The 21,085-nt window shown below is 35.2% G+C and carries 19 protein-coding genes and 6 tRNA genes; 11 read left to right on the top strand and 14 right to left on the bottom strand.

Annotation, left to right across the window (positions count from 1 at the left end; translation table 11 throughout):
- Positions 1 to 73: 73 nt before the first annotated feature.
- From QL232_RS26445 to QL232_RS26420, 6 genes are all read right to left on the bottom strand, one after another.
- Complete coding sequence (locus QL232_RS26445; RefSeq protein ID WP_281616411.1) at positions 74 to 3,166, bottom strand: CusA/CzcA family heavy metal efflux RND transporter; 3,093 nt, start codon at positions 3,164 to 3,166, stop codon at positions 74 to 76.
- Positions 3,167 to 3,177: 11 nt separating this feature from the next.
- Complete coding sequence (locus QL232_RS26440; protein WP_281616410.1) at positions 3,178 to 4,311, bottom strand: efflux RND transporter periplasmic adaptor subunit; 1,134 nt, start codon at positions 4,309 to 4,311, stop codon at positions 3,178 to 3,180.
- Positions 4,312 to 4,331: 20 nt separating this feature from the next.
- A complete protein-coding gene (locus QL232_RS26435) occupies positions 4,332 to 5,606 on the bottom strand; it encodes a TolC family protein (RefSeq protein ID WP_168883957.1) in 1,275 nt (424 codons plus the stop codon).
- 198 nt (positions 5,607 to 5,804) lie between these two features.
- Positions 5,805 to 6,191 carry a hypothetical protein gene (locus QL232_RS26430; protein ID WP_168883958.1) on the bottom strand — a complete coding sequence of 129 codons (387 nt, stop codon included), beginning with the start codon at positions 6,189 to 6,191 and terminating at the stop codon, positions 5,805 to 5,807.
- Positions 6,192 to 6,330: 139 nt separating this feature from the next.
- On the bottom strand, positions 6,331 to 7,128 hold the full coding sequence (locus QL232_RS26425; protein WP_281616409.1) for a class I SAM-dependent methyltransferase: 798 nt from the start codon (positions 7,126 to 7,128) through the stop codon (positions 6,331 to 6,333).
- 22 nt (positions 7,129 to 7,150) lie between these two features.
- Positions 7,151 to 8,089, bottom strand: a complete 939-nt coding sequence (locus QL232_RS26420) for an NAD(P)-dependent oxidoreductase (RefSeq protein WP_281616408.1) — start codon at positions 8,087 to 8,089, stop codon at positions 7,151 to 7,153.
- A gap of 166 nt (positions 8,090 to 8,255) precedes the next feature.
- Here QL232_RS26420 and QL232_RS26415 point away from each other — a divergent pair, with 166 nt between their 5' ends.
- The 4 genes from QL232_RS26415 (at position 8,256) to QL232_RS26400 (ending at position 13,469) form a co-directional block, all read left to right on the top strand.
- Positions 8,256 to 10,649 carry a TIM-barrel domain-containing protein gene (locus QL232_RS26415; protein WP_281616407.1) on the top strand — a complete coding sequence of 798 codons (2,394 nt, stop codon included), beginning with the start codon at positions 8,256 to 8,258 and terminating at the stop codon, positions 10,647 to 10,649.
- 140 nt (positions 10,650 to 10,789) lie between these two features.
- Positions 10,790 to 11,053, top strand: coding sequence for a hypothetical protein (locus QL232_RS26410; protein WP_281616406.1), 264 nt, complete (start codon positions 10,790 to 10,792; stop codon positions 11,051 to 11,053).
- Positions 11,054 to 11,143: 90 nt separating this feature from the next.
- On the top strand, positions 11,144 to 12,220 hold the full coding sequence (locus QL232_RS26405) for a DUF1573 domain-containing protein (RefSeq protein WP_168883963.1): 1,077 nt from the start codon (positions 11,144 to 11,146) through the stop codon (positions 12,218 to 12,220).
- Positions 12,221 to 12,269: 49 nt separating this feature from the next.
- Entirely contained in the window at positions 12,270 to 13,469 is a 1,200-nt protein-coding gene (locus QL232_RS26400; protein ID WP_281616405.1) for a hypothetical protein, read from the top strand.
- 71 nt (positions 13,470 to 13,540) lie between these two features.
- Here the strand turns inward: QL232_RS26400 and rplL are convergent, their stop codons facing one another.
- The 7 genes from rplL to QL232_RS26365 form a co-directional block, all read right to left on the bottom strand.
- Positions 13,541 to 13,918: a 50S ribosomal protein L7/L12 gene (rplL, locus tag QL232_RS26395; protein ID WP_168883965.1), complete on the bottom strand. Its 378-nt coding sequence runs from the start codon at positions 13,916 to 13,918 to the stop codon at positions 13,541 to 13,543.
- Between the two features lie 113 nt (positions 13,919 to 14,031).
- Positions 14,032 to 14,577: a 50S ribosomal protein L10 gene (gene rplJ / locus QL232_RS26390; RefSeq protein ID WP_168883966.1), complete on the bottom strand. Its 546-nt coding sequence runs from the start codon at positions 14,575 to 14,577 to the stop codon at positions 14,032 to 14,034.
- A 2-nt stretch (positions 14,578 to 14,579) separates the two neighbouring features.
- Complete coding sequence (rplA, locus tag QL232_RS26385; RefSeq protein WP_168883994.1) at positions 14,580 to 15,275, bottom strand: 50S ribosomal protein L1; 696 nt, start codon at positions 15,273 to 15,275, stop codon at positions 14,580 to 14,582.
- 24 nt (positions 15,276 to 15,299) lie between these two features.
- Entirely contained in the window at positions 15,300 to 15,743 is a 444-nt protein-coding gene (gene rplK, locus QL232_RS26380) for a 50S ribosomal protein L11 (RefSeq protein ID WP_168883967.1), read from the bottom strand.
- Between the two features lies 1 nt (position 15,744).
- Positions 15,745 to 16,317, bottom strand: coding sequence for a transcription termination/antitermination protein NusG (gene nusG / locus QL232_RS26375; RefSeq protein ID WP_168883968.1), 573 nt, complete (start codon positions 16,315 to 16,317; stop codon positions 15,745 to 15,747).
- A 62-nt stretch (positions 16,318 to 16,379) separates the two neighbouring features.
- Complete coding sequence (gene secE / locus QL232_RS26370) at positions 16,380 to 16,571, bottom strand: preprotein translocase subunit SecE (protein ID WP_168883969.1); 192 nt, start codon at positions 16,569 to 16,571, stop codon at positions 16,380 to 16,382.
- 114 nt (positions 16,572 to 16,685) lie between these two features.
- Positions 16,686 to 16,758: transfer RNA gene (locus tag QL232_RS26365), tRNA-Trp, on the bottom strand.
- 220 nt (positions 16,759 to 16,978) lie between these two features.
- Between QL232_RS26365 and QL232_RS26360 the strand changes: the two genes are divergently transcribed.
- The 6 genes from QL232_RS26360 (at position 16,979) to QL232_RS26335 (ending at position 18,679) form a co-directional block, all read left to right on the top strand.
- A complete protein-coding gene (locus QL232_RS26360; RefSeq protein ID WP_168883970.1) occupies positions 16,979 to 17,581 on the top strand; it encodes a hypothetical protein in 603 nt (200 codons plus the stop codon).
- A 169-nt stretch (positions 17,582 to 17,750) separates the two neighbouring features.
- A tRNA-Tyr gene (locus tag QL232_RS26355) sits at positions 17,751 to 17,831 on the top strand.
- Positions 17,832 to 17,844: 13 nt separating this feature from the next.
- Positions 17,845 to 17,917 (top strand) — tRNA-Gly (locus QL232_RS26350).
- A gap of 181 nt (positions 17,918 to 18,098) precedes the next feature.
- Positions 18,099 to 18,171 (top strand) — tRNA-Gly (locus QL232_RS26345).
- Between the two features lie 181 nt (positions 18,172 to 18,352).
- Positions 18,353 to 18,425 (top strand) — tRNA-Gly (locus QL232_RS26340).
- Positions 18,426 to 18,606: 181 nt separating this feature from the next.
- Positions 18,607 to 18,679, top strand: a tRNA-Gly gene (locus QL232_RS26335).
- A 113-nt stretch (positions 18,680 to 18,792) separates the two neighbouring features.
- Here the strand turns inward: QL232_RS26335 and QL232_RS26330 are convergent.
- The gene (locus tag QL232_RS26330) at positions 18,793 to 19,704 is read right to left on the bottom strand and encodes a DUF368 domain-containing protein (RefSeq protein WP_281616404.1); all 912 of its coding nucleotides are present in this window, start codon (positions 19,702 to 19,704) and stop codon (positions 18,793 to 18,795) included.
- 56 nt (positions 19,705 to 19,760) lie between these two features.
- Here QL232_RS26330 and QL232_RS26325 point away from each other — a divergent pair, with 56 nt between their 5' ends.
- Positions 19,761 to 20,675, top strand: coding sequence for an exopolyphosphatase (locus tag QL232_RS26325; protein ID WP_281616403.1), 915 nt, complete (start codon positions 19,761 to 19,763; stop codon positions 20,673 to 20,675).
- The last annotated feature ends 410 nt before the right edge of the window (positions 20,676 to 21,085 follow it).

Below are 21,085 nucleotides of genomic sequence, written 5' to 3'. Positions count from 1 at the left end.
CCTTTCTAAATAGATTTGTGATAATTAAACAGTAGTTAGAATAAATAGTAAAAGAGGCCTTTATATACCGAATTTAAATTGATTTCTTTTTGTAGAATACACTGAAAATAACAGGGAAGACGATCAGTGTTAGAATAGTGGCTGTCAAAATACCCCATACAATTACTACGGCCAGGGGCTTCTGTGATTCAGAACCAATACCCGTTGACATCGATGCAGGCAATAAGCCTACGAAGTCAGTAACGGCAGTCATTAACACTGGTCGGATTCTCGATTTTACACCTTGATGAACTGCATCATCTAAGGACATACCTTCCTGTATATTTGATTTGAATTTGGAGACAAGTAATACTCCATTTTGTACACAAATACCGAATAATGCGATAAATCCTACTCCTGCTGAGATACCAAAGTTTATAGTAAAGAATGTTAGTCCTAGAATACCACCTACTAAGGCAAAAGGTACATTCATCATGACTAAACTAGCATCTTTTACATTGTTGAAAGTCGTTAATAAGACAAGGAAAATAAGTACCATAACAATAGGCACAACTTGCTTAAGACGATTTTGAGCTCTTTCCATATTTTTGAACTCACCATCCCAAGAGTAGTACATTCCTTTGTCTAGTTGTAGAGTACTTTCTACTTTTTCTTTTGCTTCGGCTACTGCACCGCCAAGGTCTCTACCTCTAACAGAGAAGGTAATGGCTACGAATCTCTCACCACCACTTCTGTAAACAAAAGCAGGTCCTGTTTGAGTAGTGATATCAGCAATTTCCCTTAATTGAACCATTCCGCCATCTAGAGTTGGTACTTTAATATTTCCAATCTCTTGAATGTCTGAACGATATTCTTCTTTATATCTAATACGGATATCGAATCTTCTTTCTTCTTCATATAATTGTGTTGCAGCTTTACCTCCAATGGCCATTTCAATAACAGATTGGGCATCAGCAGTCGCTACACCATACATGGCAAGGCGTTCTTGATTTAAATCGATACGTAATTCAGGTTGCCCAATGAGTTTAATTACATTAAGGTCGGCGATACCTTCTACTCCTTCCATAATGTCTTTTGCCTCTTCGGCTAATTCTTCTAATTGGAAGAGATCATTACCATAGATTTTTAATGCTAGGGCTCCTTTTACACCAGTAACGGCTTCCTCAACATTATCCATGATAGGTTGTGAGAAGTTAAATGAAACTCCTTGGTAGTCGTTTAATTTTTCTTCTAGCTCACTAATTATTTCTTGCTTGGTTAAACCTCTATTCCATTCTTCTTGAGGATATAAGTCGACATGGAATTCAATATTAAAGAATCCTGTTGGGTCTGTTCCATCATTAGGTCTACCAGTCTGAGATAATACGCCTCTAACTTCAGGTATAGTTCGTATTTCTTCTCTTAACTTCTGTGTCATATCATAAGACTCAGTAAGACTGACACTGATAGGCATAAATGCTCTAATGTAGATAGCACCTTCATTTAATTGAGGAAGAAACTCTGTACCTAGTTGAGAACCGAAGAACATTCCGATAGAAAATACAGCTCCTGAGATCATTAAGGTTAATTTCTTGCGAGCATATGCCCAGGAGAAAGCACCATAGAATATTTTCTGCATGAAGCGGGTAAAGAAATTCTCTTTTTCTGAGACATTTTTATTCAATAACACACTTACCAAAACAGGTACTAACGTTAATGACATGATCAATGCACCTAACAAGGCAAAGCCAAATGTAAATGCAAGAGGAGAGAACATTTTACCTTCTACTTTTTGGAAGGCGAAGATGGGAACTAATGCTAGAATCGTAATCATCTGAGAAGAGAAAAGATTAGCACCTAATTTCGATCCAGCTTCCTTAATTAATCCAAGTTTAGAAAGTTTATTAAACCTTTCCATCCCTAAAGATTTTGCCTTTCGGTCTAATATGACAAAGAGTCCTTCTACCATTACAACGGCACCGTCAATGATAATACCAAAATCTACTGCACCTAATGATAATAAGTTGGCAGACATACCTTTGATACGCATACATACCAACGCAAATAAGAGCGATAATGGAATTATGATGGAGACAATGAAAGTAGTTCTCCAATCTGCCATAAATAGAAGTACAAAAACAACGACGAAGAAGATACCTTCAGCAAGGTTTTTTGTAACAGTATTCGTGGTAAAATCAATAAGCTCTGAACGGTCATAGAACGGATCAATACTTGTACCTTCAGGTAAAACTCTTTCGTTGAGTTCTTCGATTTTAAGTTTTAATCGTTCGATGACTTCACTTGGATTTTCACCTCTACGCATGACCACAATACCTTCAACCAAATCGGGGTCATCATTTAGTCCAACAATACCTAATTTTGGAGCAAAAGTTTCTTTTACTTGTGCAACGTTCTTTACAAGTACAGTCGTATTGTTATTTCTCTCGATGATAACATTTTCGATTTCAGCTTTATTGTTAAGTAATCCAAGGCCTCGAACTACATAGGCTTGATTTCTTTTTTCGATAACATCACCACCAACATTTACATTACTTCTTTCTAAAGCTTCAAATAGCTCTAAGGAAGTAATATCGTATTGCTGCATAAGATGTGGATCCGCAGAAACCTCAAAGATCTTTACTTCACCACCAAAACTGACAATATCAGCTACCCCTGGAACGGCACGAAGTTTACGTTCAATGGTCCAATCTTGTAATGTTTTCAGTTCTCGAACACTTAATTTATCAGACTTTAAAGTATACCTGTAAATTTCGCCTGTGGGGCCAGAAGAAGGTTCCATTTCTGAATCCACTCCTTCTGGTAAGTCCACATTCATAATTCTATTAGCAACTAGTTGCCTAGCTTTAAACTCGTCTACATCATCACCAAAAGCAATAGTTACTACAGAGAGACCAAATAACGAAATAGATCTCACTTCGGTTTTTCCTGGAGTAGAATTGACTTCAATCTCAATAGGCAGGGTGACTAATTTTTCAATTTCTTCGGCACTTCTACCTGGCCATTGAGAGATAATTCTTACTCTTGGATTGGTAACATCTGGAAAGGCTTCTATTGGTGTATTCTGATAGCTAATTACTCCTGAGACAATTAGTATCAAGGTCATAAAGAAAACAAAGAATCGATTTCTTAATGAAAACCCAATTATATTCTGAACAAAGTTTCTCATGATCTAAAGGTCTAGTTATTAGCGATATCTTGGTTTTGAATTAACTCATTGAAAAGCAATAGTGCTTTTTCAGATACAACAAAATCTTGGGCTTTAAGGTCCCCTCTAACTAGAACTTTTTTATGATCGTTTTCACCTAAAACGGTAACAGGTAAAATACTGTACTCATTGTTTTTTGCTTTTACTACAAACTCTTTATTGTTATGAAAAACGACAGCATTTTCAGCAACAGCAAAAACGTTTTCTTCTTTATCTTCCGTAACGGTGATATTCATGGCCATATTTGGCATCAATAATCCATGTTGATTATTCACAGCTACTCTTGCAGACATGACTTTAGTTTCGGGGTCAATAAACTTACTTATTTTTTTGATTTCCCCTTCAAACACCTCATCAGGATACGCCATTGCTTGTGCTTTTACATTCGCTCCTAATTTTACTTTTTTGATGTCCGACTCAAATACATTGATTTTTACCCATACATCACTTAAATCTACTACAGTGAATAATGCCTCTTCGAAGTCTTCTCTCAATAGCATATTTGTAGTAATATTTCTTTCAGTGACAGTACCTGAAATAGGAGCTCTTACGATATGAGTAGCATTATTAGACTCACCCATTAATTTTAATTTCTGGTTAACCTTGTCTAATTGTGCATTAGCTGCTTCTAATTCACTTTTTGCTTGCTGTATTTCTAATTTAGAACTTAATCCAGCTTCAAATAGTGATTCTGCAACTTCAAACTCTTTAGTTTCACGATCTACATTTGCCTTGGCTTCAATCCATTCTTGCTTTACTTCTGCCATATCAGAAGAATAAATTTTGGCTAAAATCTGACCTTTTTTCACTTGGTCTCCTTGGCTAGCATAAACGGCAGTAACTCTACCTGATACAATTGCAGGAATACTAATTTGTTTGTTTGGTAAAGCTTCAACAGTTCCTGTTAACTTAACCTTATTAGTTAGAGGAGCCAAAGAAACAGCTTCTGTAGTAACAATTTTCTCCATACTTTTCGATAAAGAATTCGAAGAAGGTTTGTCTTTACCTCCACTGTCCTTTGCTGTTGAATTGTGATTTGTGATAATTAGTAAACCGATTGTAGTAGTTAGAATTATACTGAAAATAACTTTATATATTGATTTCATGATTTCGTCTTTTATAATGATTATTGGATAGGATAGATGTCTTTGCCCACTGTGTAGTTTACATTCTCTTGGGCATTGAATAAGGACATTTCAGTATCAAACCATTGTCCTAGATTGTCTCTGTAGCTTTCAAAAAAGTCAATAAATTCGAGTAAACTCAATTGTTTGCTTTGGTAACTTCTAGTTACAGAATTCATCACTTCTTTCATTTCTGAAGAAAGTTCTGGATCCAATTGTTCATACAATGTTCTTACTTGATTTAACTTTTGAGCTGCAGTATAAACATCAATAGTTAACTGCTTTTCTGCTTCATTTAGCTTTACTTGTTGTTGCTCTTGCTCTATTCTTGCAGCTTGAATGCCACCTTTATTTCTATCCCATACAGGAAGATCAAAAGCTATTTGTAAAGCCCAATAATCACTTTGGTGAGCACCCCTTCTGTCGTACATTGTTCCGATATGAAGGTCTGGTACTGCTTCGGCTTTAGCTAACGCAAGACTTTCGGCAGATTGATTCAATCGAATATTTTCAATTTTAAAATCTACTCGATGATCCTGCGCTAACGTCGACCAAAGTTCTGGGTTTGGTGTAGAATCATTCGGTTGGATTGTTGGTATAATAATGTCTAAGGAAACATTTGGCTGAACATTGAGTAACATTTTAATGTGAGCTTCAATGTCAGCGGACTCTTGGACAATATCTAGCCACCCTTTTCTGGCATCTAGTAACAAGGCTTTTAATCGAACTAATTCTGCTCTTGCTACATTACCTTTTTCAGCTTGTTCTTTGTAGACTTCAACTAATTTCTCAACAGGCTCGATAGCGATTAAATAACTATCTGCTTTTTGTTGGGCATAATGAAGCTCTACTAACTCTGTTCGTAATTCCGAACGAAGTTCTCTGAGAGTATTGTAAAACTCATATTCTGTAATTTCGGCTTCTATTTTTGCTATGTTGGTACGCTTTCTTCTTTTTCCAGCGGTTTCAATCATTTGAGAGATATCAACAACCCTTTGAGCATCTGTATCAGTTCTAAACCAGATATTGTCTTGGTTGTCATACATGGCGATTTCAATTCCTACTTCAGGATTTGGCCATGCTTTAGCCTGAATAATTTCGGCTTTAGAAATTTCGATGTTTTGTTTTTCAGCAATTAACTGTAGGTTGTTTTCTAAGAATATTTCCTCTGCCTGAGGAATCGTTAATTGCATTGATAATGTATTTTCCCCGTTATCTTGAGCGACTACAACAATGTATAGGAACGTCAAGATTACTCCAAAAATGAACTTTTTCATGAACGTTAGAGTAAGGAGCTAAGGTATAGTTACTAAGAATCGTAGTCTATTATAAAACAGACTTATCCTAATAAGAATCCATAACTCGATTGGATAGATTATTTTAGTATAGGAGATAATCAACCGTCAGAATAGACGGTCCATAAAGATGAAATATGAGTAACGAGAATATAATCGAACTATATTTCAAGAAACGTTCTAAGCCACTTTTGGTGGAGGGGTATCAATAGAATAGGAAGGATTTGTGTAGAATAACGGACGAGAAATAGGGAGTGCTTCATCCGTAGGTAAATCAATAGGGTCTACTTCTGGTGCAGGAGCAACCAAGGGAGTAGAATTCATAAACCATGTAATATTGATTGTACCAACTACTGTTTGATGTTCGTCGTCCATAGGGTTATCTGGGAGAGCTCCCTCTGCATCAAAAAACATTAATGACACAAGTTCGACGATACTTTCAATTTCGTTATCAAGATCATTAGGCAATTGACTGTCATTTACGTTTACACTGACATTAAGTAAGTGAAACGTCATCAGCATACAAATGCTTTGTAAAATGATGCTATGTGACAGAAATTTCTTCATTGTTTGATTTGAAACGAAATGCTTCTTATACATACAATCTTACGGAAGAAATACTATTAAGGTCAATACAATTAACAGCTGTTTAAAAAAAACTCCTCGAAATCAATGAGTAACATTGTTTACGAGGAGTCTTGTTTACTTATTTTTGAAATTTCACTTCTAATAAGTAAGGTATATTGACTTTAACATCTTTAAAAACAAACTCATCTTTAGCTCTTTCTATCATGTTATCAAAGCAATTATAAGTTTGGTAATCATGCTCTCTAAATTTTGTCATGGAGAGTCCTTTCTTCATTAAAGAATTGATGATTTCATCTACAGAATGTACCCAGAAGTATTCCGTTAATTCCATAGGAGTATCATCAGCATAACTTGATGTCACTGTCTCTTTGTAAACTCCTTTATTGTAGTAGTGATATTCAGGTGTAAAGCGATCCCAATCTAATGTATAGATGTATGGATGCATTTCTACCATATAAAACTCACCACCCTTTTTTAAGTATGAAGCAATTATATCTGCCCATGCAGTAAGATCTGGTAACCAACAAATTGCACCATATGAGACAAACACTAGATCAAACTGTTCTTCAGCTGGTAAGTGTTTTTTAATATCGTATAGGTTGGCAGTGATAAATTTAGTATTTAACCCTAGCTGTTGGTTTAACTCTTCAGCTTTTTCAATAGCAGTGTCTGAGATGTCTAATGCTGTAACATCAGCACCCACTCTTGCCATAGAAAGTGAGTCCAAGCCAAAATGACATTGAAGGTGAAGGACTTTTTTACCTTCTAGGTTCTTTAATTCAGTTAGTTCAACCTTTTTTAATGAAGTATCACCAGAAATAAAGCCAGGTACATCATACATTTTTGATGCAACATGACTTTCTACTCTAGCATTCCATTGTAAACGATTGGCTTCAAATTCTTCTTGGAAGTTCATGTGTTTAAATAATTAATTTGAATTATAGTGTTTTTAATAAGTTCACTATTTTTCGCCCTAATACAAGACTAATTTTTTCATAAGATTCAAAAGACCATCCTCCAACATGTGGAGTAAATAGTACTCTCTCGTCGTTTGTGATTTTTGTGAAAATACGTTCTTGCTCTTTTGTTAGGGTATGTAGTTTTTCATTTTCAAGTACATCTAGTCCAGCAGCAAGGATCTTTCCATTATCTAATCCCCATTCTATAGTTGAGAAAGGAATCACTTCACCTCTTGCTAAATTGAGTAAGTAGATAGGTTTCTTAAAGCCGTTTAAATACTCTTGAGAGACCAAATGCTTATTATCAACATTTAATGGAATATGAAAACTAAGAACATCTGCTCTTTCTTGAATTTCTTCTAAACTTGCTTCTTGGGCATACTCATCTCCATATCCACTTTTACCATTGTCAAATGCCAATACTTCGCATCCAAAACCAGTTAGCCTTTGAGCAAAAGCTCTACCCATATTACCGTACCCGATAATACCAACAGTCCTAGTAGAAAGCTCATGTCCTCTATTTTCTTCTCTTAGCCAAAGCTTCTTACGAACCTCAGCATTACCCACATGAAGATAGTTCATTAGGCACAATAACATCGCGACTGTATGTTCACCTACAGCATCCATATTACCCTCAGGAGCATTGAGGAGAGTAATCTTTCTTCTTTGAAGATAATCTTCGTCAATTTCATCTACGCCAGCACCCGCTCTAGCAATAAACCTTAGTTTTGGTGCTAAATCTAGTAAATCGACACCTACTTTAAGTTTACTTCTTAATATTAAGCCATTGTAATCCTTAATATGATCTGCGACCTCAGAAGGTTTAATATCTGGCAAGTATGTTACTTCTACACCTTCGTCTTCAAGAAGTGAAAAAATAGACTCATGTAGTTTATCTATTATAAGAACTTTTATCATCGTATCTTAATCTTGTTAGATTTATCTAAATCATCATTATAAAATTCCCAATAAGTTTATATTTGTATAAGATGATTTTCTTACTGTTAGCTAAATAATAAATTTCATATATATAATGAAAACCCCAACGAAGATAACCTTACAATTCTACTTATTTCTGTGTTTTATGATTTTTTCTTCATGGTCAATGGGGCAAAGGTCATTCAAAAGCTACCAATTAAATGGACAGAACCTAGAAATAACAACTTCTGACGGTAAAGTTGTTTTAAGACCTTTTGATCGTCAAATAATAGAGACACAGTTTTATCCTAATGGTGTGGATGTATTGCCATTATCTGAAGCAGTGATTATGGCTCCGAATAAAGTAGAAGTGTCTGCAAAAGATAATGGAACAAGTATATCTTTTCAATTGGAAGATGGGATAAAGGCAGAAATAAAGAAAAAGCCTTTCCATATAAGTTACTTCTACAACCAAGAAAAAATTCTATCAGAGTCTAAAGGATATTTTGATGCTGATACTTTAAAAGGATTCAAGTTTGAAATTCAGGAAGATGAAGCTTTGTATGGTGGAGGTGAAAGAGCGTTGGATTTAGATCGAAGAGGACATCGTTTACCATTGTATAACAGAGCACATTATGCCAATGAAGAGTTTGCGATTCAGATGAATTATGGAATGCCTTTAATTATTTCATCAAAGAAATATGCATTACTGTATGACAACGCACCTATTGGGTTTATTGATGTTGGTGAAAGAAAAAGTAATGAACTATCGTTCGAAACGATTGGAGGAAGGTCATGTTATGTTGTTGTGGCAGGCAGTGATTTTAAAGATTTACTTTATCAATTTACAACCTTAACAGGTAGACAACCATTACCTCCAAGATGGATGTTTGGCAATTTCTCTTCTAGATTTGGTTACCATACAGAAGAGGAAGTACTATCAACTATCGCGGAGTTTAGAAAACAAGAGGTTCCTGTAGATGCAATCATTTTAGATCTATATTGGTTTGGACCTGATGTGAAAGGTTCAATGGGTACATTAGACTGGTACAAGCCAAACTTTCCCCATCCTACACAAATGATAGATTCTTTAAAGAAGGAAGGAGTGAAGACAGTTCTAATAACAGAGCCATTTATTACAACAACTTCAGGAAAATGGGATGAAGCGGTAGAGAAAGGTGTATTAGCAAAAGATAAGTTTGGAAAAACATATGTATATGATTTCTTCTTTGGGGAAACGGGTTTAGTAGATGTCTTTGATCCGAAAGCTGAAGATTGGTTTTGGAATATTTATAAAGGATTAGTCGACCAAGGTGTTACTGGTTGGTGGGGAGATTTGGGAGAGCCAGAAGTTCACCCAACAGAAATAATGCATAAAACCGGCACAGCAGATGAGTTACATAATGTTTATGGCCATCAATGGGCGAAGGTAATTTATGATGGATATAAGAAAGATTTCCCTACAGAAAGACCATTTATCTTAATGCGATCAGGTTATGTTGGATCTCAACGATATGGAATGGTTCCTTGGTCTGGTGACGTGAATAGAACTTTTGGAGGTCTTACTCCACAATCACAAATTAGTATGACCATGGGTTTGAGTGGAGTTCCATATATGCATTCAGATTTAGGTGGATTTGTTAATTCAGATCTTACACAAGAAGAAGTAACAGAGCTTTATATCCGTTGGCTAGAGTATGGAGTATTCCAGCCTGTATATAGACCACATGCGCAAGAAGCAATTCCATCTGAAGTGATTTTTTATAAAGGAGAAGCTCATGATATCGTAAAAAAATACATTGAGTATAGATACAAGATGTTGCCTTACAATTATACCTTGGCCTACGAAAATGCTAAAACTGGGATTCCTCTATTAAGGCCATTATTCATGGAAGAAACAGACAATCCAGAATTGAAAAATATCTCTGATACCTACATGTGGGGCGATGCTTATGTAGTAGCTCCAATAACAAAGAAAGGACAAAGAAATAGAAAACTATACCTTCCTAAAGGAAATAACTGGTATCACTTATGGACAGGAAAATCCTTCAAAGGGGGGGAGTGGGTGACAGTTGATGCTCCTTTAGACCAACTGCCGGTATTTGTAAAAGGAGGAAGCATTATTCCTTTAGCCTCAAAGAAACTTCAAACTATAGAAGATTACCATGGTGAAGAGATTACCTTACAAATTTGGAGAGATAATTCTGAAGCGACTACTTCAAGAACAATTTATGATGATGATGGTATCACATCTGGAAATATAGAGAATAAAAACTTCCAATTAATTGATGTGATGTCTGAAGTATCTAAGAAAGGTATGACAGTGTCGTTAGCTTTATCTGGTAATTATAGTGGAGCACCAAAAACTAGAGAGATAACATTAGAAATACACAATGTTGATCATTATCCTAAATCAGTAGGTATTGGTAAGAAAAAGCAACCTACAGAAAATTGTGATATGGGATACGATAAGAAAAACAAAGTATTGTATGTCACCATTCACTGGGACGGAACAGATCAAAAAGTGTATATCATTGATGGTAAAGTGAAAAAGAAATAAACATATTTAAATGAGTAATTAATATTGTTTATCCTGAAATCAATTTTCAGTTTTTTAACCAAATAAGCATTATCAAACTCAACGGATCCCCATTGTTATTAGTTGAATAGAATACTATTATCATTTTAAATTCAACAACAATGGGGATCTTATTTATTTATCTTATGATTATTAATATCATAGGAGTAACAGTTGTACTGTTAGATTATTATCACTTAATTCCAAGAGTACCATCTTTAGTACTTCACCTTTTGGAGTTGATGGGAGGAGTTATTATGATGTTGCCCGTTTTATTTATTCTAAAACATAATAGAGTATTTAGAGAAAGCTACTATTTAGTCAGCTTTTGGACGCTAACAATTTGGTTTTTTATTAGCTATATCAAATTCGAATTTCTAGGTTAAATTATATTGTTAGTTTATTCGATTTATCTTCATCATATACATAATAAAAGAGTATATTTGAACTTCTAAATGCTCAAGATTCCCCATAAAATGATCAAGAAGTTTTTAATTCTCTTTTTGTACTTAGCCTTTTTTACAGCACTAACATCAAGTGCACAAAATTCCCTAAAGTTCAATCAAGACAGTGTTTTTCTAGGAAAGTTATCTTATGCTCAAGATACGATAGAACATACATTTCCTTTTAGTGTAGTAAGTGCCTCCGAAATCAAAATTGATACTGTTGTTTCGGATTGTGCTTGTCTTGAGGCTATTTATCCTACAAATAGTCTGTCATCTGGAGCTTCAGGTGAAATCACTGTGAGGTATTTGCCATATAAAGCAGGCCCTTTTTCAAAAACGATAAGTATAAAAATTGTAGGGAAATCCACTGAACAAGAAATAAAGTTGGCAGGGTTTATCAGACCTTACAAACTGAATGCTGAGCAGATGTACCCGTACGAAAATAATGGGATTAGATGGGCTCATAAGAAAGTGAGTTTTGGTATTCTAACAGCACAAGGGATTGCATCTAAAACGGTATACTTTTATAATAACACAGAAGACACTTTAAGATTTGAGAAGCCTGCTCTTTTACCAGATTATCTTGGTATTTTAATTGATAGTTCTAGATATACTGTTCCTCCACAATCAGAAGGCTCATTTGAGTTGTTTATCAAACCAGAGGATAGAGAAGAATATGGTTATGCTCAAGATACCTTTTCTATTCTTTTAACCAACGGAGATCAAGATATTGAAAGTAACTGTGTCGTTTCAGCCTCTATTCATTTTCCAGAGTCTCAAGGTGACGGACCTAAACCAAAAATGGGTTTATCTAGTACATATATGAATTTGGGTAATGTGAAAAATGATGGGAAGAAAATTGTGACACTTTCTGTGATGAATACTGGGAAGGTGCCCCTCAAGATATTAAAAGTAGAAGCGAATCATGGTTTAGAATTACTCAGTATTGAAGACGAGGAAGTACAACCATTTGAAACATCCAATATTAATATTCGATACTTAGAAACAGCAAGAACAGGAAAAGAGGTAAGGTCATTCACTTTGTTTACCAATGATCCAACAGATCCAGTGACGATTATTACGGTTAAAGCGAATGTAGTAAAATAAGTACCATACTATCTAGTGGTACACATAGAAAGTCGGTTCATATTATAAAATGAGCCGACTTTTTTTTATTCCTTTTATAGTTTGGGAGAGTGAAATGAAAATGAGACAGACTATGAAATGTATTAAACTATTCTTCTTCCTAACTATCTTACCTATTTTTAATATTACCGCTGCTAGCTATTATCCCAATGGGGTAGTAACCATTAATTCCTATACGGATTGGCAAAATGTAGCCAATTGGATTAATGCAGATGGCGGAACAGGGTACCCTTCTGATACAGATAAGGTCATTTTATCCAATGCTAAAGAGTTAAGGTTAAACGATGATATAACCACTCATATTTCTGGGGTGTATTTGGAGTTTGAAGCAGATGGTAGGTGTTCAATTCTAGAACAAGGAAAATTGTTTGTATTGGACAATTTATTACTTCAAAATAGTAATGTACAATTAGAAGTATATGGGTACCTAGAGATTGAAAATAACCTACAGTTGGATAATGGTAACCTACTTATTAAAAACGGTGGAGAACTGATCGTTAACAACCACTTTACAAGATCTGATATTGGTAGTGGACAAATTAATATTGAACATGATGAATCAGCTTTTAGAGTATATGGAGACTTCACTGATGATCATTATAGACCCAGTGTAACCAATAATCCAACGATAGATATTCAGGGAGCTTGCTATACCAAAGCTGGAGGGTTTTGTGATTTAAATTTACCAGTGGAACTAGTATCTTTTACTGCAGAAGCTAATCATAAAAACATATATATAGAATGGAGTACAGCACAAGAAATTAATAATGACTTCTTTATTCTACAACGATCTATTGATAAAAGAGATTGGTTTGATCTCTCAAGAATAAAAGGAGCGGGGAACTCTAATCAGACTAACTATTATGAGTATATAGATGAGATAAAAAGTTTGAATAACAATGTTTATTATAGACTACTACAAGTAGATTTTGATGGATCAACTACGGTATATGGACCATTAGCAACTAGAGTAAATAATATTGAAGAGAACCTAAAGATATTAAGTAGGGAAAATAGTTATCAGGTTATTATACAAGTAGAGAGTGATGAGATGATACGATATTGTTTGTTCTCTTCAACTGGAAAACAAACAATTTTTAGAGAAGTAGAATCCAATAGTTTTATAATTGAATCTAAATTTCTTTTTGAAGGGATAAATATATTATTCGTTCAGCAAGGGCATAAGATATTTTTAAAAAAGATCATGTAATAAAAAAGGGTGAAACCTTACGGAATCACCCTTTTTATTTATATCGATTAATTTAAGCGCTAAGGCTAAAATTATTTAATTTCGATTTCAGCACCTTCAGCTGCTAAAGCGTCTTTTAATGCTTCAGCCTCTTCTTTAGAGATACCTTCTTTGATTGGAGCAGGAGCAGAATCAGCTAATTCTTTAGCTTCTTTTAAACCTAAACCAGCAGCAGACTTAAGAGCCTTAACTACTTTTAATTTAGCTGAACCAGCTGATTTTAAGATCACGTCGAATTCAGTTTTTTCTTCAGCAGCAGCACCACCTTCAGCACCACCTGCAACCATTACTGGAGCAGCAGCAGCAGCTGGCTCGATACCATGCTCTTCTTTCAAGATCTCAGCAAGTTCTTGTACTTCCTTTACTGTTAAGTTAACTAACTCTTCTGCGAATTTTTTCAAATCTGCCATTTTTGTAAAATTAAAATGTGTTTTTTAAAATAATGTTACGATATATATATGGAAGCAACTAGGCGTAACTTTCAAATGCCATGTTGCAAGAGGTTTTTTTAGAAAGGGCTATATTACTCTCCTTTCTCCTCAAGCGTTTTCAACAAGCCAGATAATGTTTGACCTGATGATTGTAATGCTGAAACAACGTTCTTAGCAGGAGATTGTAACAATCCTAAGACGTCACCAATAAGTTCTGCTTTTGATTTTACCGCTGTTAAAGCTTCTAAGTGTTGTTCACCTACGTATAATCCACCGTCAATTGAAGCTGCCTTCAATGCAGGAATTTTACGGTCTTTAGGCATACCCGCTTGGAAGTCTTTTAAAACTTTCGCTGGAGCTGCACCCGACTCTGGTGAAAACAAGATACCTGACATGCCTTTTAAAGCTGAACCTTTCAATTCAGAATAATCAACATCAGTATCTAATTTGTCAAGAGCTTTCGCAATTAGCGTGTTCTTGACTACTTGATATTTAATACCCTTTGCAAAGCAAGCCTTACGGAAGCCGTTTACTTCATCAACAGTCATAGTAGCACTGTTTACAATGTAGAAGTAATCACAAGCTGCCAGTTGTTGGCTTAACTCTTCAACGAGTTGTACTTTCTGATCTTTTGTCATAATTAGCTATCGATTGAACTCTTGTCAACTTTGATACCAGGACCCATAGTTGTAGAGATCGTTACGCTCTTAAAATATGTACCTTTAGCTGAAGAAGGCTTCAATTTAGATAAAGTTGAGATCAACTCAGCTGCATTGTCTTTCAACTGCTCAGCAGAGAATGATGCTTTACCTACTGAAGTATGAATGATACCAGTTTTGTCAACTTTAAAGTCGATTTTACCAGCTTTCACTTCTTTTACAGCTTTACCAACTTCTAATGTTACAGTACCCGCTTTAGGGTTTGGCATTAGACCACGAGGACCTAAAACTCTACCTAAACGACCTACTTTAGCCATTACTGTTGGCATAGTGATGATTACGTCGATATCAGTCCATCCACCTTCGATTTTCTTGATGAATTCGTCTAAACCTGCGTAGTCAGCACCTGCTGCTTTTGCTTCTTCTTCTTTGTCTGGAGTAACTAGAGCAAGAACTCTTACTTCTTTACCAACACCGTGAGGTAATGAAACCACACCACGAACCATTTGGTCAGCTTTACGTGGATCTACACCTAAACGGATGTCAACATCTACTGAAGCATCGAACTTCTCGAAAGAAATTTCTTTCACAAGTTCAGTAGCTTTCTCTAGCGTGTATTCTTGAGTTCTATCGTATTTTGATAGAGCCTCTTTCATTTTCTTTGATACTGCCATGATTAAAAACTAATTTACTTGTAGAAATTAAGCCTCCCAAGGAGCTGTTCCCTCTACTGTGATACCCATGCTACGAGCTGTACCCGCAACCATTTTCATACCTGATTCAACTGTAGAACAGTTTAAGTCTGGTAATTTTGTCTCTGCAATCGTTCTTAATTGATCCCAAGTAACTGACGCTACTTTCTTACGGTTAGGCTCAGAAGAACCTTTTTTAATTTTTGCCGCATCCATGATCAAATTAGCCGCTGGAGGAGTTTTAATTACGAAATCAAAAGACTTGTCTTTGAAAATTGTAATTAATACAGGCAATAATTGCCCTCCTTTGTCTTGAGTACGAGCGTTGAACTGTTTACAGAAATCCATAATGTTCAATCCCTTCGAACCTAACGCAGGACCTACTGGCGGCGACGGATTGGCTGCTCCACCTTTAATTTGAAGCTTTAGGAAACCTTCGATTTCTTTTGCCATCTTATTCTTCTTTTTCTACTTGTTTATAATCGAGTTCCACTGGCGCATTACGACCAAAGATCTTCACCATGACATTGAGTTTTTTCTTCTCTTCGAAGACTTCCTCTACGCTTCCGGAGAATCCAGAGAATGGACCATCCATAACACGTACTGTTTCGCCGACAGAGTAAGACGTGTCATGTTTAACTTCGCCTTCGTCCGACTCATCGACTTTGCCTAGGATCTGATTAATCTCTGACTCGCGCATTGGTTTTGGAAGCACTGTGGGATCCTTAGTATCCGCATTCAGAAATCCAATGACACCGGGAACACTATTAATCGTGTGTTGTACCTCACCGTTAGTTAAATCAGCTTGGACGATAACGTATCCAGGAAGTAAGTTTTTTTCAACAGCAATCTTTTTCACCTTGCCGTCTCTTTGCTTTCTTGCCTGATATACTTTTTCTGTAGGTACTATAACTTCAGTGATAAATTTTTCAAGCTTCTGATTTTCTAACTCTTTAAGTAAGTAATCTTTCACTTTCTTCTCTTGACCACTTACAGCTCTAACTACATACCATTTAAGCTCACCCATCGCTTTTTAGTTTAATCTGTTGAGGTTTCTTAACTAAATACAAATTCTTTTGTGACTGCTCCTTAGTAAGCGTTGTAGAAAAATGTTAGTGCTTCGTTGAAGCCTAAATCTACAAGACCGATTACCAATGCAAACACAACTGAAGCTACTAGCACTAAAATAGAGCTATCTTGAGCTTCTTTAAACGACAACCAAGATACGTTGTCTGTCATCTCTGTGTATGACTCTCTTAAGAATTGCATTAATTTATTCATAATTCTTTCGAATTTTGCACACAAAAAAAGTTGCCTTTGCGGTAACAACTTTGGATTGTGTAAAAGTTTATAATCAATTGAACGGCTAAATATAGTAAGTTCAATTTAAATTTGCACGGGCAGTAGGATTCGAACCCACGACCTGCGGTTTTGGAGACCGTAACTCTACCAGCTGAGCTATGCCCGTAAATCGTCTATTCTCAGTGTTTTAGATAATCACCTTGAATTTCCGAGATGCAAAGGTAGATACTTGAAATAATAAAACAAATAAGAATCTAAAAATTTTTCTTAATTCATATTAATATACAGTGAGTTAGACGATATAAATGTATATTGCAATCATTATAATAGGCCATATCACTGCTTATAGACGTATTTACTGTGCTATTTTATCATTTTATTATATAATGAGAATTTTTTTATTTTTTTCTATAATACTGTTGTACTGCCATAAAATAACAGCTCAAACATCACTTTCTGAAAGTTTAGCTTTCAATGATGGAACCTTAGAAATAAATGCTTCAGCGAAATCAGGTGAGGATTCTTTTTTCCAATTATCAAATTCGAGCTCTAATAAAACGGTCTTTTGGGAGGTGTTTAGAGAAACAGGAACCCTAAAAAGAAAGTATGAGCTGAATAGACTTCCTCAAGGGTATTATAAATTTCAGTTTGCTTTAGATGGAAAAGCAGTCTATGGAGAAGTATCTAACCTTAGTTCTGGTGTGAACATTAAGATATATGATAAAGATACTTTTTATAAGAGACCTTATTTTAATGTAACTGTAGAAGGTGATACATTAAATGTAGACGGTTATTTCGGGAAACATGCAGAGGTGACTTTATCCATAAAAAATGAAACAGAAGAAGAAGACGCCTTCAATTCTAAAGTTTCTTTAAAAGATGGAGCATTAAAAACACAATATATTCTATCCGATTTTCAAAATGGATTATATGTGATTAGAGCTAGTATGACCGATAAAACCTTTGTTAGAAATTTTAATCTAAAATAATTTTACATTTAATATTCTAACACTCAAATCGTTTACATTTCTTTAAAAAACTTTTTTGAGAAATTCTTTGCAGTTAAAAAAAAGTGCTATACATTTGCACTCGCAATCGGGACAAACGGTCACGATAAAAACAATGAAGTGTTGGTTGAGTAAACAATAAAAAGCATTTGGGAAGGTTCCAGAGCGGTCAAATGGGACGGACTGTAAATCCGTTGCTTCGGCTTCGCAGGTTCGAATCCTGCCCCTCCCACACAACATTGTATGCGGGTGTAGCTCAGTTGGTAGAGCGACAGCCTTCCAAGCTGTAGGTCGCGGGTTCGAGCCTCGTCACCCGCTCAAAGGATCAATCAGAAATGGTTGATCCTTTTTGCTTTTATATACTTTTTGAAAATTGAATTTTTAAAAGCAGAGTATATTTTCATCATTCATAGACAATCACTTATCAATTAAAATAAAAACAATATTCTATTTTAGTTGGAAATGTGGATCATTCAGTGTTTAATTTGTAACACAATATGCGGGTGTAGCTCAGTTGGTAGAGCGACAGCCTTCCAAGCTGTAGGTCGCGGGTTCGAGCCTCGTCACCCGCTCAAAGGATCAATCAGAAATGGTTGATCCTTTTTGCTTTTATATACTTTTTGAAAATTGAATTTTTAAAAGCAGAGTATATTTTCATCATTCATAGACAATCACTTATCAATTAAAATAAAAACAATATTCTATTTTAGTTGGAAATGTGGATCATTCAGTGTTTAATTTGTAACACAATATGCGGGTGTAGCTCAGTTGGTAGAGCGACAGCCTTCCAAGCTGTAGGTCGCGGGTTCGAGCCTCGTCACCCGCTCAAAGGATCAATCAGAAATGGTTGATCCTTTTTGCTTTTATATACTTTTTGAAAATTGAATTTTTAAAAGCAGAGTATATTTTCATCATTCATAGACAATCACTTATCAATTAAAATAAAAACAATATTCTATTTTAGTTGGAAATGTGGATCATTCAGTGTTTAATTTGTAACACAATATGCGGGTGTAGCTCAGTTGGTAGAGCGACAGCCTTCCAAGCTGTAGGTCGCGGGTTCGAGCCTCGTCACCCGCTCAAAAGGTTAATCAGAAATGGTTAACCTTTTTTGCTTTTATAAACTCCAGTAACTAAAAAAGCATCTAAATGAATTATTCACCTAGATGCTTCTTAATATATATAAATAATGTTTACTGCTCTTCTTTTGTAGCAAACCTTTCAATTCCCCAAACCAAAAAGAATCCAACAATGGCTAGTACTATTGCTAAGACTAGTTGGTTATCACCTTCAAAGTGTTGTGGTAAGATAGATTTTTCAACCAGAGGTTTTATAGCTCCATGTCTATCTGTGTATGTTTCTAATACTTTTTTCCAAGGCCATACTTTATTCAATGAGCCAATCATTACACCAGATAATAAGGCAATAGTAAAGTCATGGTATCTATTTAATAAGAAGGTTAGTACTCTCGAGAATGCAGTAATGCCAATTACTGCACCTGCCCCAAAAACTGCAATCACATCCAATTTGAAACTGCTAATAGCTTCTAAGATATGGTTGTACTGTCCCATCAACAATAACATAAAAGAACCTGAAATTCCTGGAAGAATCATCGCACAGATTGCAATCATACCTGCTCCGAAAACGTAAATTAAACCTTCCGGGGCTTGAGATGGGGTGGCTATAGTTATATAATAAGAAAAGATAGCTCCTATAATTACAGCTACTATACTACTAATATTCCAAACCTTAACTTGTTTGCTGACTAATAATGTAGAGGCGATAATTAAACCAAAGAAGAATGACCATAGACCAATAGGTTCATTAGCCAGTAGGTATTTCATTAGTTTAGCTAAAGAAAAAACGGCTGTTCCTATACCTATTAGTAGTGGTAGAAGAAAATTCAGATCTAGTTTTTCCCATAGTTCTTTGATCTTAAACTGAAATAAAAGTTTGATTGCATCTAGGTCAACAGCACTAATAGCATTTAATAATCTTTCATAAATACCAGTAATAAATGCTACGGTTCCTCCTGAAACTCCAGGAACAACATCTGCAGCACCCATAGCTACTCCCTTTAAGAAGATAAAAAGTTTTTCTTTCATGAATTGAATCTTATAATTTCGGGTAAATATAAGAGAGGAAAACAAAATTATACGAAATGGCTCATATAAAAGCGTCAATTGATATGGGGACGAATACGTTTCAATTATTAATTGCAGAAGTAGAGAATGATACGATAACAAATAAGCTGTATACAAAAGATATTTTTGTGAGATTGGGGAAAGGAGGTATCTCCAATGGAGAGATTATACCTGAAGCACAAGAAAGAGCATTTAATGCTTTCGCTGAGTTTGATGAAGTAATTAGAAAATACAAAGCCGAGTCGGTAGCTGTGGCAGCGACAAGTGCTGTTCGAGTGGCAAATAATGGAGCTCAGTTTATTCAGGATATTAGAAATAAGTTTGGGTTTGAGGTGAGTATTATTCAGGGAGCTGAAGAAGCAGAAGTTATCTATTATGGAGTCAGATCTGATGTGGCCATGAATACTACTTCTATAATAATGGATATAGGTGGAGGTAGTGTTGAATTTATTATTTGTGATGCTCAACAAGTTTTGTGGAAGCAAAGTTTTGAGATTGGAGCACAAAGGTTATATGATATGTTTTGTAAAACAGATCCTATGGAACAATCTGCAATTGAAGATTTAAAGGAGTATGTTAATAATGAATTGCAGAGTCTTTGGGAAGCAGTCAATACATATCAGCCAAAACAGTTGATTGGTGCTGCAGGGACATTTGAAACATTGCAAGATATTTATGGGGCAATGAATTCCATTTCTCCTGATCAGGTAAAAAGTATAACTAGCTCATCTTATTCAGATATGTATACTATGTTTATCGGTTGTGATGAAGAGGCGAGATTGAAAATACCGGGCTTAATTAGACAAAGAGTAAATATGATAGTTCCGGCTTCTTCTCTGTTAAAAACTGTAGTAGATCAATTGTCTTTTGATAAAATATTCATATCTTCAGCATCGCTGAGAGAAGGTTTGTTACTGAGGAAAAATAAATAAAAACCCAAGTACAATTTGAATATCAACCATTTTAAACACGTTTAATTAATCTTAAAATGGTAAAAAAGCTGAAAATCTACAGATTAGAAAGGTTTGTTTGCATACTCTTAACAAAGATTTAAAATTAAAAGAAAAATCATTTATTTTATTGATAATCAGTGTTTTTATAGGTGTTTAGGCCTGTTTTAGGGTGTAAACTAATATATGTCATTGTAAATTATTATAGATTAATCGATCTATTTTTCAAGTAGATGTTTGAAGTTTTTGAAAATCAATTTACCTTTGCATCTCGAATAGATACGGGATGAATTTTATTAGTCTCAAATTCTATTGCTGGGAAGGTTCCAGAGCGGTCAAATGGGACGGACTGTAAATCCGTTGCTTCGGCTTCGCAGGTTCGAATCCTGCCC

This window comes from Flammeovirga sp. SubArs3 (assembly GCF_947387565.1).
GTDB lineage: Bacteria > Bacteroidota > Bacteroidia > Cytophagales > Flammeovirgaceae > Flammeovirga > Flammeovirga agarivorans.
This window is presented reverse-complemented; position numbering and strand designations above follow the sequence as displayed.